Origin of the sequence: Micromonospora sp. NPDC047557 (assembly GCF_043205095.1) — a bacterium.
GTDB lineage: Bacteria > Actinomycetota > Actinomycetes > Mycobacteriales > Micromonosporaceae > Micromonospora.
Window position 1 is genome coordinate 46,973 of sequence record NZ_JBIDDK010000011.1, and the last position, 13,106, is coordinate 60,078.

At 72.8% G+C, this 13,106-nt stretch carries 9 protein-coding genes; 4 read left to right on the top strand and 5 right to left on the bottom strand.

Features of this window, described 5'->3' with window-relative positions:
• Positions 1 to 97: 97 nt before the first annotated feature.
• From ACGGAQ_RS23380 to ACGGAQ_RS23395, 4 genes are all read right to left on the bottom strand, one after another.
• Positions 98 to 3,217, bottom strand: coding sequence for a hypothetical protein (locus ACGGAQ_RS23380; RefSeq protein WP_393052448.1), 3,120 nt, complete (start codon positions 3,215 to 3,217; stop codon positions 98 to 100).
• A 77-nt stretch (positions 3,218 to 3,294) separates the two neighbouring features.
• Positions 3,295 to 3,603, bottom strand: a complete 309-nt coding sequence (locus ACGGAQ_RS23385) for a cupin (protein ID WP_266246239.1) — start codon at positions 3,601 to 3,603, stop codon at positions 3,295 to 3,297.
• Positions 3,600 to 4,550: an LLM class F420-dependent oxidoreductase gene (locus ACGGAQ_RS23390; protein ID WP_393052688.1), complete on the bottom strand. Its 951-nt coding sequence runs from the start codon at positions 4,548 to 4,550 to the stop codon at positions 3,600 to 3,602. The genes ACGGAQ_RS23385 and ACGGAQ_RS23390 overlap by 4 nt, the downstream gene beginning before the upstream one ends.
• 2 nt (positions 4,551 to 4,552) lie before the next feature.
• On the bottom strand, positions 4,553 to 5,338 hold the full coding sequence (locus ACGGAQ_RS23395) for an ABC transporter ATP-binding protein (RefSeq protein ID WP_393052451.1): 786 nt from the start codon (positions 5,336 to 5,338) through the stop codon (positions 4,553 to 4,555).
• 270 nt (positions 5,339 to 5,608) lie between these two features.
• On the opposite strand from ACGGAQ_RS23395, the gene ACGGAQ_RS23400 reads away from it, so the two are divergent.
• Together ACGGAQ_RS23400 and ACGGAQ_RS23405 are read left to right on the top strand one after the other, a co-directional pair.
• Positions 5,609 to 6,640 carry an ABC transporter substrate-binding protein gene (locus tag ACGGAQ_RS23400; protein WP_393052453.1) on the top strand — a complete coding sequence of 344 codons (1,032 nt, stop codon included), beginning with the start codon at positions 5,609 to 5,611 and terminating at the stop codon, positions 6,638 to 6,640.
• 100 nt (positions 6,641 to 6,740) lie between these two features.
• The gene (locus ACGGAQ_RS23405) at positions 6,741 to 7,601 is read left to right on the top strand and encodes an ABC transporter permease (protein ID WP_393052455.1); all 861 of its coding nucleotides are present in this window, start codon (positions 6,741 to 6,743) and stop codon (positions 7,599 to 7,601) included.
• A 218-nt stretch (positions 7,602 to 7,819) separates the two neighbouring features.
• On the opposite strand, the gene ACGGAQ_RS23410 is transcribed toward ACGGAQ_RS23405, so the two are convergent.
• Positions 7,820 to 9,001, bottom strand: coding sequence for an ABC transporter substrate-binding protein (locus ACGGAQ_RS23410; RefSeq protein WP_393052456.1), 1,182 nt, complete (start codon positions 8,999 to 9,001; stop codon positions 7,820 to 7,822).
• A gap of 444 nt (positions 9,002 to 9,445) precedes the next feature.
• On the opposite strand from ACGGAQ_RS23410, the gene ACGGAQ_RS23415 reads away from it, so the two are divergent.
• Together ACGGAQ_RS23415 and ACGGAQ_RS23420 are read left to right on the top strand one after the other, a co-directional pair.
• Positions 9,446 to 12,688: a nitrate- and nitrite sensing domain-containing protein gene (locus tag ACGGAQ_RS23415; RefSeq protein WP_393052458.1), complete on the top strand. Its 3,243-nt coding sequence runs from the start codon at positions 9,446 to 9,448 to the stop codon at positions 12,686 to 12,688.
• Positions 12,685 to 13,092, top strand: coding sequence for a roadblock/LC7 domain-containing protein (locus ACGGAQ_RS23420; RefSeq protein ID WP_007465177.1), 408 nt, complete (start codon positions 12,685 to 12,687; stop codon positions 13,090 to 13,092). Before ACGGAQ_RS23415 ends, ACGGAQ_RS23420 begins: the two co-directional genes overlap by 4 nt.
• Positions 13,093 to 13,106: the final 14 nt, after the last annotated feature.

Consider the following 13,106-nt stretch of genomic DNA (forward strand, 5'->3'; position numbering starts at 1 on the left):
TCACTGAGGTCGGGGTGTCCCGGCGCGGGGACAGCCCGGATTCAGGGAACCCGAGTCGATCAGACGGGGTCGGCGTCCCGAACGGACGTCAGGTGGGTCAGTCGCGGTGGTGACGGCCGGTGGAGCGCAGCGAGCGACGACCGTTCTCCTGCTCCGGCTCGTTGTCCGCGATCGGCTTGCCGAGCCCGGCGACCCAGTCGACGAACTCCTCGTCCTGCGTGGCCAGCGGCTCCGCCGCATCCGCTGCGGGCCGCTTCTCCTCGTCGGCCCGGGCCCGGTTGCGCCGGAACAGGCCACCGAGCCGTCCCCGCCGGGAGGGCTGCTCCGCGTCGTCCGTGGACGCCGGTGCGGCCCGCCGGGCATCGCCGTCCGGCCCGCCACTGTCGGCGGTGCCGGACGCGCGGCCCTGCTCCGGTATGCCCGGACCGGCCGGCGGCGGCACGACCGGTCCCGCCGAGGCGGGCGCGCCGGTAGCCTCGCCGACCCGGCCGCGCCTGCCGACGGCCCGGTCCGGCGCGCTGCTGGCCCGGTCGGTCATGCTGCTGGCCGGGTCGGTCGCGCTGCTGGCCTGGCCCGTCGTGCTGTTGGCGCGGCCTCTCGACCGGCCCCCGTCGAGCGTGGCGGCGGTCGGGCTGTCCTGGTCCGGCGTGCTGGCGGTCGGATCTGTCGGGCTGCCCTGGTCGGGCGTGCTGGCGGTGCGATCCGACGCGGCGGCGCGTCGGGTGGTGTTGAAGGCGTCCCAGGTGCTGGCGCGGCTCAGGTCCGGCAGCGGCGCCCGGTGCCGGAAGCGGGGCGTCCAGTCGGTCGGCTCCTCCGCCGGGACGGGAGCATCCGAACCGGACGGTTCGGGGTCGGCCGTCTCCGTCCCCGGTGCGGTGGTCCACGCCGAGGTGACCGGCCAGGCCGGTGCCGTCGGGGCCCACCGGTCGGTCCCCGGGCCCTCGGCAGTCGCCGCACCGAACAACGAAGCGCCGCCGTCGCTCTCGGCCGCAGACCGGTCGGCGCGGCCCGTCCCGGACCCCTCGACGGGTGCGGGATCACCGACCGGGGCGGTGGTGGCCGCCGGCTCGGTGCTGGCCGTCCCGTCGCGCCGGCTCTCTCCACCGGTCCCGACGGTCTGCTCCTGCGGATCCTTTCCGCCGGTCTGATTCGCCTGGCCGGGCTCGGTGCTTTGGCCGGGCAGGGGAGCGTCCCGGTCGGGCAGGGGAGCGTCCCGGTCGGGCAGGAGAGCGTCCTGGTCGACGGGTCCTGCGGAGTCGGTGCCGGTCAGGTCGGTGGCCTTGCCGGACCGGGCCGGCCGCCTGGTGCGCCCAGCGGTCGATCCGGCAGCTGCCGCCGTCTGGTCGGCGGTCGTGCCCGGAGTGACGTCGGCCGGGGTGGACTTCGGCTTGCGCGTACGGCGCGGCTTGGGTGCGGGCGCGTCTGCCGCGCCGTCGCCCGCGCTCGGCGCGCTCGCGCTCGGCGTGCCCGCGCTGCCCGCGCTTGGCGTGTCCGCGTCGCCCGCGCTCGGCGTGTCCGCGCTGCCCGCGCTTGGCGTGTCCGCGGCCGCCGTGACCGGGGCCGCCGTGACCGGGGCCGCCGTGACCGGGGCCGCCGTGACCGGGGCCGCCGTGACCGGGGCCGTCGGGTCGCTGGTCGTCGTGCGGTCGCTGTCCCGCTCGTCACCGCCGGCCGTGGTCGTCGTCGTGCTGCCGGTCCGGTCGTCGGCGTCCGCGTCGAACGTCGGACCGACGGCCCCTGTACCGACGGCCCCCGTGTCGCCGGCCGCAGCGGTGGACGTCGCGGCGGTGGACGTCGCGGCGGTGGACGTCGCCGCGGTGGATGCCGGGACGGTAGGGGTCGGGTCGGCGGCGACGATGGGGTCCGCATCCCGGCTCGACGGGGCCGACTGCCGCCCGGCGGTGAACTCGCCGGTCGGGTCGGTAAGCCAGGAGGCGGGGGCCGGCGGGTTGGTCGCGCGGTCGTGCTGCCCGCCCGTGTGGAGCGCGTTCTGGGTCGGGGTGCCCGTCGTCGGCGCGTCCGGGGTGGTGTCCGGGTGCTGGCGACGGCCGACCGGCTGGGGCGCCTGCCCGGGGGGCGTCGCGTCGGTGGGGACGGCGCCGTACTGGCCGCTCGCGGTGGTCGCCGGCCAGTCCCAGTGGGCGGGGACGGTGCGTACGGTGGCGGTGTCGTCGGCGGTGCGCGGACCCGGACCGGTCCCGGTCAGGTGCCCACCGGTGGGGGTCGCGTCGGCGGTGGGCTCGGTGTCACGGTGGTCGTCGACCGGACCCGTCGACCTCGCCGCCTCGGTGCCCGGCAGGGGCGGGCCGGCGGGCAGCGGGCGCAGGATGTCGCTCGGCTCGATCGACTGGGGATCAGCGGCGTCGGCGCCGACGGGCCAGCGCAGCAGGGCGGCGGCAGCGGCGCCGAGGGCGCCGGCGAGGATCGCGATCAGCGCGCCGTAGTAGGGCGTGGTCTGGTAGCGGTCCACCGCGTCGCCGGGGCCAGCGGTCAGGTACGCGAATGCCACCAGCACCGGACCCGCCACCCCGGTCGCCCCGCTGACCAGCGGAACCTGGCCGCGCCAGCGGGCCAACCCGGCGGTGGCGGCGCCCGCGAGCAGCGCCACCACGGGCAGCAGGAGCAGCGCCAGACGCTGCGCGGCGGCGTCGTCCAGCCAGTTCGGTTCGAGGACGCCGAGTCGGACCGTGGGCAGCGGGCCGGCCGTGCCGAGCGACGGCAGGACGGAGATCAACGCCAGCAGCCAGACCGCCCCGGCCACGGCCGCCATGTTCCAGCCCAGTTCCGGTCGGAACAGTACGGCGACGGCCGCGCCCGCTCCGATGACCGCCCCGAGGATGGCGCAGATGCCGACCGCCCAGACCGGGTCCACCGAGATCAACTCGGCGGCTCGGGCGGGCTGCATGCAGAGCGGGGCCACGGCGGTGGCGCCGAGTGCGGCCGCGCCGCCGATGGCCAGTTGCCGGCCGGTGCTGGCCGACGGAGTGTCCCGGCGGGCCAGACGCCCGGTCAGGACGGCACCGGCGATGGCGGCGTTCGCGGCGAACCAGCCCACCCAGACGAGCTGGGCCGGCCACTGGTTGACGGTCGTGCCGGTGAAGGCGCCGGTGAGTCGGACGATGCCGAAGCCGTACGCGACGCCGAGCTGGCCGGCTCCGGCCAGCACGCTCACCCCGAGCGCCGTGAGCAGTAGTCTGCCCCAGGTCCGAAAGGCCATGTCCGGCACGTTACGCACCTGGTACACCCGATCGCCACCGGCGCGCCGCGCGGCGCGGCGAGGCGCGCCCGGCGGGTCTACTTGAGTTCGACCAGTCGGGCCAGGTATGTCGTGTCCCCGACATTGGTGAGCATGTGTACCGCACCGGGGTCCCGGTAGACGACTCCGCCGGTGGGCTCGTCGGCGTCGATCCGGGTGCCGTCGATGGTCTGTACGACGTTCTTCGCGCCCTGGATCGCCACCACCAGGTAGGGGTGGTCGTGCCGGTGCAGGGGCTGCCGCTCGCCCGGCTCGAGCCGGATGTGCCAGACCCGGACCCGATCGTTCTCGTACACGATCTCCTGGCCCACCGGCCCGAGTTCGGTGCCGTCGATCACGTCCGTCATCGTCCACCATCCAGTTGGGGAAGCACCTCGGCGGCGATCAGCTCGAGGTGGTCGAGGTCGTCGAGGTCGGTCATGCGCACGTGCACCCGGGTGGCGCCGATCTCGGCGAACTCGCCGATCCGCTGCACGAGCTGCGCGGGCGAGCCGACCACCGGGTCCTCTGGTGGCAGCGCGCTCTTCTCGTGCAGTGGCGCGGCCCGCAGCTGCGCCTCGGCGTCGGTGCGGCCGATGGCCACCACGATCCCGGCGGAGAGCACCAGCGGGGCACGGCCGGTCTCCGCCCGACCCACGCGGTCGCACGCCTCCCGCACCCGGTCGTACGCCCCGGCGGTCTCGGCCACGGACTTGAACGGCATGTTGAACTCGTCGGCGTAGCGGGCCGCAAGTTCCGGGGTCCGCTTGGGACCGCGCCCGCCCACGATGATCGGTGGCCCGGGCACCTGCGCCGGTTTGGGCAGCGCGGGCGCGTCCACCAGCCGGTAGTGGTCACCGGTGAAGCTGTACGTCTCGCCCACCGGGGTGGCCCACAGCCCGGTGATCACCTCAAGCTGCTCGGCCAGTCGGTCGAAGCGCTCGCTGACGGGCGGGAACGGGATGCCGTACGAGGTGTGCTCGCGCTCGTACCAGCCGGCGCCGATGCCGAGGTCGATCCGGCCGCCGCTCATCTGGTCGACCTGTGCGACAAGCACGGCGAGAGGGCCGGGCAGGCGGAAGGTCGCCGACGTGACCAGGGTGCCGAGCCGGATCCGTTGGGTCTCGCGGGCCAGCGCGGCGAGGGTCAGCCAGGCGTCCGTCGGGCCGGGCAGGCCCGGGTCGGCACCCATCGACTGGTAGTGGTCGGCGCGGAGGAAGCCCTCGTAGCCGCCGGCCTCGACCAGTCGGGCGAACCGGAGCTGGGTGTCGTAGTCGGCGCCGCGGTGGGGCTCGGTGAAGACCGACACCCGCATGTTCATCGTCCCTCCGCGCCGGCCGCGGCCGGCTGGTCGCGTTCCATCAACAGCTCGTGCAGGTCGGCGCTGACCTGGGCGACGTCGGCGAGGTGGGCGTTGCGGCCCAGGGTGCGGGGTCGGGGGATGGCCACCTCGACCACCTTGCGGATCCGGCCGGGGCGAGGGCTCAGCACGACCACCCGGTCGGCGAGCAGCACCGCCTCGTCGATCGAGTGGGTGACGAAGACGATGGTGGGCTTGTTCTCCATGTGCACGCGCTGGAGTTCGCCAGAGAGTTCCTCGCGGGTGAGCGCGTCGAGCGCGGAGAACGGCTCGTCCATCAGCATCACCCGGGGTTCGCCGATGAGCGACCGGCACAGCGACACCCGCTGCTGCATGCCACCGGAGAGTTCGTGCGGCAGCCGCTTCTCGAACCCGGAGAGCCCGGCCACGTCGAGCAGTTGGCGGGCCCGCTCGCGGTGCTTGGTGCGGCTCCAGCCGAAGATCTCCACCGGCAGCAGGACGTTGTCCAGCACGCTGCGCCACGGCAGCAGCGCCGGCTTCTGAAAGAGCATGGCGATGTCGCGGCGGGGCCGGGTGATCGGCGTATCGGCCACGGTGATCTCGCCGGAGGTCAGCGGGAGTAGCCCGGCGATCAACCGCAGCAGGGTGGACTTCCCGCAGCCGGAGCGCCCGAGCACGGCCACGAACTCGCCCTCGGCGACGTCGAGGTCGAGGCCGCGAAGGGCCTCGACCCGGCCGGATCGACCCTCGAAGGTACGCGACACCCCGGACATTCGGATCATCTGCGGCGTACCTCCGCTGAGTGGTCGGTCAGGAATCCGACAAAGGCTAGCCGCCTCGTTGACATTCCGCACCGTCCGGGGTGGTCGTCATGTTGTATCCGTTCCGCAACCCAATACGCCTGGCGTCGCAACTGTGGGTTTCTCGTACGCTGTGCCCGCGAAGAGTCCCCTCACGATGGCGGTGCCCGGCTTCTACCCCTCCCGCCGGTACCGTCGCGACAACCCCCTCCGGTGGCCTGCGGCCCCGGTCGGAAAGGACATGGTGCACTGATGAGAAGGCTGACCCGTACGGTCGCTGCGGCCGCGCTGGCCACCGCCCTCGCCCTTGTTTCCGCCTGCAGCAGCGGGTCGGACTCGTCCGACGACGCCAAGGGCGGCAAGGGCGGCGCGCTGGAGAAGGTGACCTACCTCACCTCCTTCGGCAACTTCGGCCGTGACTCCTACGCCTGGGTGGCGAAGGACAAGGGCTTCTTCAAGGAGGCCGGCTTCGACGTCGAGATCAAGGCCGGCCAGGGCACCGGTGGCGTGATCCAGACCGTCGTCGGTGGCCAGGCGGACTTCGGGCCGATCGACCTCACCGGTGGTCTGCTCCAGCTCGGCAACGGCCAGGCCAAGGACTTCACGGCGGTGGCCGCGATCCAGCAGCGCACGATGGCCGGCATCGCCACCGTCGAGGGCAAGAACATCAACTCGCCCAAGGACCTGGAGGGCAAGAAGCTCGCCGACACCCCCGGCTCCGTGGTCCGCAACCTGTTCCCGACGTACGCCCGGCTCGCCGGTGTGGACGCCAGCAAGGTGACCTGGGTCAACGGTGAGGCGCAGGCGCTGATCGGCACCCTGGCCAGCGGGTCGGTGGACGGCATCGGCCAGTTCGTCGTCGGCCAGCCGACGATCGAGGCGGTGGCCAAGAAGAAGGCCGTCATGCTGCCGTACAGCAACGTGATGCAGGACCTCTACGGCAACGTGCTGATCACCTCCTCGAAGATCGCCAAGGAGAAGCCGGAGATGGTGAAGCGGTTCACCGCAGCGCTGCTCAAGGGCCTGGAGTACAGCCTGGCGAACTCCAAGGAGGCCGGCGAGATCCTGAAGAAGAACGTCGACGCCGCCAACCCGGCCGCCGCCGCCGCCGAGCTGGACCTGATGGCCGCGTACGTGCGTTCCGGCAACTCCGGCACCGCGATCGGCACGCTGGACAGCGGCCGGGTCGCGAAGAGCATCGCGATCCTGCAGGGCGCGGGCGCGCTCAAGCAGAACATCACCCCCGAGCAGATCATCGACTTCAGCCTCGCGCCGAAGGCCTGATCGTCCGGTCGCCACCAGGGGGTACGTCCCGCCGGATCCGGTGGGGCGTACCCCCGTCGCTCGTCGGCCCCCGCGGCCGGCGAATAACGAGGAGGACAAGATGACCGACGTCCGCTCAGCCGAGCCGGCGGTGACGGTGCCTCCACCCCCGGGCACCGGCCCCCAGGCGGGTCGGGCGGGTCGGGGCGCCGGCCTGCGCGCGGGGGCCGGGGCGGCGCTGCTGCCCGCGGCCGGTCTCGTGGTCGCCCTGGCCGCCTGGTGGCTGATCGCCCGGCTGCAGCTGGTCCACCCGGCCGCCCTGCCGCCGCCGGGGGAGGTGCTCACCGCGTTCGTCGACAAGCCCGCCCAGATGCTGGAGCACACCTGGGCCACCCTGCTGGAGATCCTCGTCGGCTTCGTCCTGTCGGCCGCCGCCGGTGTCCTGATCGGACTGTCCCTGGCCAGCTCCCGCACGGTCGAGCGGATGTTCACCCCGCTGCTGGTCGCGGTGAACGCCGTGCCGAAGATCACCCTGGGCCCGCTGCTGGTGGTGGCGCTGGGCTGGGGCCAGAAGCCGATCCTGACCATGGTGTTCCTGCTCTGCTTCTTCCCCATCGTGCTGTCCACCGCGACGGGGTTGACCACCACGCCGGCCGACCTGGCCGAGCTGGTCCGGTCGTGGAACGCCTCCCGCTGGCAGGCGTTCCGCAAGGTGCGGTTCCCGGCGGCCCTGCCGCAGATCTTCGTCGGGCTCAAGGTAGCCATGCCGCTGGCGGCCATCGGCGCGGTGATCGGTGAGTTCCAGGCCGGGGAGAGAGGCCTGGGCTACGTGATCACGCAGTACGCGGGCGTCGGCGACACCGCCACCGCCTGGGCGGCGATCATGCTGGTGGCGCTGGTCAGCATCCTGCTCTACTCCGCCCTCGTGCTCATCGAGCGAATCGCACTGCCCTGGGTAAGAGAAACCACCAGCAGCCGCTGACCCACAGAGAAGACCAGACCACAGCAAACGCGAAGGGCCGGCCCCACGAAGGAGGCCGGCCCGTTCCGATAACGGTGACGCGGAAGGGCTGTGGCCTACCGTGCCCGGCGGAGGGATCAAGCCTGACCGCCCGGAGCCGGGCACGGTAGGCCACAGCCCAAAACGCCGAGCACGACGAACCAGGCCGCGAGCACAACAACACCCCGAGGCCCGAGCCGTTACCCCGCCAACCGCCAGCGCCCGTTGCGGGCGACCAGCGTGGTGAGCGCCTGCGGCATGAGGCCGGAGTGGTTGTCGGGCGTCATGCGGATCGGGCCGGAGAGGCCGTCGATCTGGGACGTCTCCAGCACGTCGCGGATGCCGTTCCGGTCGACCTTCCCGGCTGGGCCGCCGGCCCGCAGTTCGGCGTCGGCGATCAGCTGGATCGCGTCGGCGGCGAAGGACGAGGCTCCGTTGTAGCCGCCGAAGCGGGCCGTGTAGTCCTGGAACCACTGCCGCCGGGCCGCCTTCGCCGGGGTGGTGGCGATCACGTCGTCGATCACCATGGTCTGGGTGAAGATCAGCGTGGCCCGCTCGGTGGCTCGGGCCGCGGCGCCGAGGAAGAGTTCGCCGGCCGCTCCCGCGTCGAAGAACAGCGCCCCCCGGAACGCGGCCTGTTGGGCGCTGGTCGCGGCCAGCGCAGCCTGCTCCGGCGGTGTCCAGACGATCAGCGCGTCGGGCTTGAGCTTGGTGAGTTTGTCGACCTGCTGGCCGACCTCGGTGTCGGTGGTCTTCACCGACTCCTCACCGGCCACCTTGATGGTGGCCTTGGTCAGTTCGCGGCGCAGTGCGAGCGCGCCTTCCCGGCCGTAGTCGTCGTTGCTGGCGAGCAGGCCCACCTTGCGGACGTTCTTGCGACGCAGTTCGGTGGTGAGCGCCGCGGCGCTGTCCGCGGCGTTCGGGCCGAGTTTGAACACGTAGCGCCGCTCGGCGACCGGGCTGGCGATCGCACCGGAAGCGGCGAGCGCAATGGTGGGAATCCGCTTCTCGTTGATGATCCCGACCGCGCCGACCGCGCATTCGTTACAGCCGCCCATGACGATGGCGCTGACTTGGGAATCGCTGCTGAACTCGGCGATGTTGCGCAGTGACTCGGCGGCGTCGGAACGGTTGTCCTTGACCTTCAGTTCGATCTTCCGGCCGTTCAGTGCTCCGGAGGAGTTCAACTGCTCGACCTTGAGTTTCAGGGCCCGCTGGTATGTCTGACCGACGGGGGCCGCAGCCCCGGAGAGTTCGAGATCGGCAGCGATCACGATCGGACTCGTGTCCTGCTCCGCTCCACCGAACTGGCAGCCGGTGAGCGTGGTGGCCACAACGGCCGATGCGAGCGCCGCGATGGTCGCGGAGCGGATGGGGCTCAACTCAGTCCTCCAGGTGCGGGCGCGGGCGCTGCCCGGTCACCGCCGCTAATCCGTCCTCAGTGGAGGGCGGGATCTCCTCTGCCGTACGGTGTGCGCGAAGCCTGCAAAACCTTGCCAATGGCCGGCGCTGTGGTCAAGCGCGGACCCGGGTTGCATTTTCGGGACGGTCATCCCACATGCTGGGGTAACACAATGTTTGCAAAAGCTCACTTTGCATACACGCGTGACCACTCTGGAGTTACATGCCCTGTTCAGGGGCTTGCGGAAATGAAGGTATCAGTTGACCGGATCAGGGGTTCCGCGCCGTCCGACCGTTTCCTGCCTCACTGCGGCTTCCCAAACACGATCTTCTCTGATGAAATCGCGGCCGTGCCGCACGTGGTCCCCTCCGCTTACGGCACGGCTCGGCGGGCCAGGCGGGGAAGAAACGACGGAGGCGATGTCGTGAGCACCGGACCGACGACCCTGCCCGCGCTCGGTGAAAATACTCGGCGTACGCGCCGGCGCCTGCCGAGACTGCGGGACGCCCGGATCCGGTCCAAGCTGGCGCTGATTCTGGTCGTTCCGGTGGCAGCCGTTATCGCGCTGGCCACCGTCCGGCTCATCTCGGTGGGCGAGGGCGCCTACGACGCTACCCGGGCCCGGTCGCTCACCGCGCTCTCCATCGATGTCAGCGCGCTGACCCAGGATCTCCAGGCCGAGCGGATGGCCGCGGCGGCCTACCTGGCCGCTCCCCAGCAGCCCGCCGACGCGTACAACCTGCGGGTGCGCCAGACACAGCAGCGCGTGGAGCAGTACAACGCCGAGCGGGGCCGCATCGGCGACGTGCCGGCGGCGCTGCGGGACCGGCTGGCGGCGATCGACGACCACCTGTCCACCCTGGACGGCACCCGCCAGGAGGTGCTGGACCGCCGGCAGATGGCGGTCGCCGAGGCGGTGCTGCGCTACGGCGTCATCCTCACCGACCTGGTCGCCTACGGCGACGGGCTGGCCCAGCTGCCCGGCGACGAGAGCCTGTCGGACAGTCGTCGCGCGGTCGCCGCGTTCGCCCGCGCCAAGGCGTCCGTCGCCGAGGAGGAGGCGGTCGCCTTCACGGCGCTGACCGCCGGCCAGCTCGACCCGGAGCAGTTCTCCTCCTTCGTGGCCACGCTGACCAGCCAGCAGGAGGCACTTGTCGCCTTCTCGCTCGCCGCCGACCCCGTGCAGCGGGCCCTCGTCGACAGCACCGTCTCCGGTGACGCGGTCGGCCTCTCCGACCGGGTCGCCACCGACATCACCCGCTCCGTCGGGCAGCGCCCGCTGGTCAGCGCGCAGGACGCCACCGCCGCCATCGGCGCGGTCAACGACCTGATGCGCTGGGCCGAGACCCAACTGCAGAACCGGCTGCTCGAGCAGGCCGACCAGGCGCGTTCGGACGTCATCCGGCAGGCCGTGGTCGAGTCGATCCTGGTGCTGCTCACCCTGATCATCGCGGTGTCGCTGGCCGTGGTGCTGGCCCGATCGCTGAACCACTCGCTGCGCCGGCTGCGCGAGGGTGCGCTCTCGGTGGCCAACCACGACCTGCCGGACGCCGTGCAGCGGCTGCAGAACATGGGCAGCGTGGGTGACGGTGGCGTGGACGAGATCGTCCGCCAGGTCCGGGACCCGATCCAGCTGAACAGCCGTGACGAGGTCGGTCAGGTGGCGTTGGCCTTCAACGTCGTCCACCGGGAGGCGGTGCGGGTCGCCGCCGAGCAGGCGGCACTGCGCACCAGCGTCTCGGCGATGTTCCTCAACCTGGCCCGCCGCAGTCAGACCCTGGTCGACCGGATGATCGGCGAGCTGGACGCGATCGAGCGCGGCGAGGAGGACCCGAAGCGGCTGGCCCAGCTCTTCGAGTTGGACCACCTGGCCACCCGAATGCGCCGCAACGACGAGAACCTGCTGGTCCTCGCCGGCGCCGACTCGGCCGTACCGCGCCGCGACGACGCGTTGGTCGTGGACGTGCTGCGCGCCGCGCAGTCCGAGGTGGAGCTCTACAACCGCATCGAGTTCGGCACCGTCGACACCGACGTCTCGGTGGCCGCGCACGCCGTCAACGACGTGGTACGCCTCGTCGCCGAACTGCTGGACAACGCCACCCGGTTCTCGCCGCCGAACACGACTGTCGTCGCCGACGGTCGGCGCATCCGCGACTATGTCCTGATCCAGATCGAGGACCGCGGGCTCGGCCTCACCGACGAGCAGCTCGACTCGCTCAACCGCCGGCTGGCCGCCCCGCCGAGCGTGGACGTCGCCGCGTTCCGGTTGATGGGTCTGGCCGTGGTGAGCCGGCTCGCCTCCCGCTACGGCATCCGGGTGGAGCTGCGCCGCAACGTCGAGGGCGGCACCGTCGCACAGGTGACGCTGCCCGCCGCCACCGTGCTCCTGCCCAGCAACCGGGGCCGCGAGCAGGTGCTCACCCGTCCGCGCCAGCCGATGGCGGTCGAGCAGACCCCGCTCACCCCGGTCAACCACGCCGAGTCGTACGCCGGCGCCACCACTGCGGCGGCGACGCTGCCCGACCAGTGGCGGACCAACGCCCCGGCGCCCGCGCAGTGGCAGTCGCCGGTCGACGCGCGGGACACCGCCCCGGCCGTGCAGGCCGGCGGCTACACCGGGGCCCGCCCGACGGTGCCGCCCGCCGCCGCGCCGGCCACCCCGGTCCCGCCCGCCCGACCCGTGTACAGCAACGGCGCGGGCACCTCGGTGGGCAGCCCGACCGTGGCGTACCCGACCATCGACGCGCTGCCCCGACGCGGCTCGACGGCCGACACCACGGACGGTCGGAGCGCGCCGGTGCTGCCCGTCGGGCCGGTCGCCGGTCCCGGAGCGGTCGCCCCGCCGGCAACGCCCGCGACGCCGGCCCCGCCCGTGCAGCCCGCCCCGCCGGCCACGCCGCCGACGCCCGCCGCGCCGGTCAGCACCCGGCCGGAGTTCCCCGCCGAGGCGCCGATCTTCCGGGAGATGGAGGCGGTCTGGTTCCGGTCGCACGGCGACGACGCCACCGCGATCTTCACCCGGCCGCAGTTCGACACACCGCCCGCGCCCGCCGACGCCGGCCTGCGGGCGGCCAACGGCGGTCAACCGGCCACCGCGTCCGCGTCCGCGCCGGCGACCGCGCCGGCCCGACCGCCACTGCCCACCCGCACCCCGGGCAGTTCCGAGGGCACCGGAGCGCAGAGCGTGGGAAGCATGGACGGATTCGGCGGTGCGAACACCGGCGGTCGTGGCGGTGTGAGCACCGGCGGTCGCGGCAGTGCGAGCACCGGCGGTCGTGGCGCCTCGACGCCGAAACCACCGCCGTCGTACACCCCGCCGCCGGCCGTCCCGACGGCGCCGGCGGCCCCCGCTCCCGCCGCCACGCCGAGCACGCCCCCGCCGGCCACGGACTCGGACGCCTGGCGGACGGCGGCCGACGAGGGCTGGTCGCTGGCCAGCCGGGCCGCCGAGCCGGCCGCCGCCGGCACCACCCGCTCGGGTCTGCCCAAGCGGGTGCCGCAGGCACAGCTCGTGCCGGGTGGCATCGAACCGAAGGGTGGCCGGGACCGCAGCCGGCGGACCCCCGATGAAGTACGCGGCCTGTTGTCGGCCTACCACCGCGGCGTACAGCGTGGTCGGACGGCCGGCACGGACCTGAACAGCACCTCGACCAAGGAGAGCCGATGAACAGGCCAGCTGCCATGCAGGACATGGGTTGGCTGCTCACCAACTTCGCCGACAGCGTGGCGGGCATCGCCCACGTGGTGGCGGTGTCCGCCGACGGGCTTCTGCTCGCGTCCTCCCGGGACCTGCCGGGGGACCGGGCGGACCAGCTCGCCGCGATCACCTCCGGCGTGGTGAGCCTGACCGAGGGCGCGGCCCGGATGTTCAGCGCGGGCGGGGTGTTGCAGACCGTCATCGAGATGGACAGCGGTTACCTCTTCCTCATGTCGATCAGCGACGGCTCGTCGATGGCCGTGCTGGCCGCGCGGAGCTGCGATGTGGGCCAGGTGGGCTACGAGATGGCGCTGCTGGTGGAGCGGGTTGGTGCCGCGCTGGTGCCGCTGCCGAGGGACGCGGTGCGTTCGTAGCGCCGGTAGACCCG

What these genes read in the sequence shown, in the direction of transcription:
- ACGGAQ_RS23390 (WP_393052688.1), bottom strand. Translation starts at nt 4,550, where the DNA reads ATGCGGGTGTCGGTCTTCACCGAGCCCCACCGCGGCGCCGACTACGAC.
- ACGGAQ_RS23380 (WP_393052448.1), bottom strand. Translation starts at nt 3,217, where the DNA reads ATGGCCTTTCGGACCTGGGGCAGACTACTGCTCACGGCGCTCGGGGTG.
- ACGGAQ_RS23420 (WP_007465177.1), top strand. Translation starts at nt 12,685, where the DNA reads ATGAACAGGCCAGCTGCCATGCAGGACATGGGTTGGCTGCTCACCAAC.
- ACGGAQ_RS23400 (WP_393052453.1), top strand. Translation starts at nt 5,609, where the DNA reads ATGAGAAGGCTGACCCGTACGGTCGCTGCGGCCGCGCTGGCCACCGCC.
- ACGGAQ_RS23405 (WP_393052455.1), top strand. Translation starts at nt 6,741, where the DNA reads ATGACCGACGTCCGCTCAGCCGAGCCGGCGGTGACGGTGCCTCCACCC.
- ACGGAQ_RS23385 (WP_266246239.1), bottom strand. Translation starts at nt 3,603, where the DNA reads ATGACGGACGTGATCGACGGCACCGAACTCGGGCCGGTGGGCCAGGAG.
- ACGGAQ_RS23395 (WP_393052451.1), bottom strand. Translation starts at nt 5,338, where the DNA reads ATGATCCGAATGTCCGGGGTGTCGCGTACCTTCGAGGGTCGATCCGGC.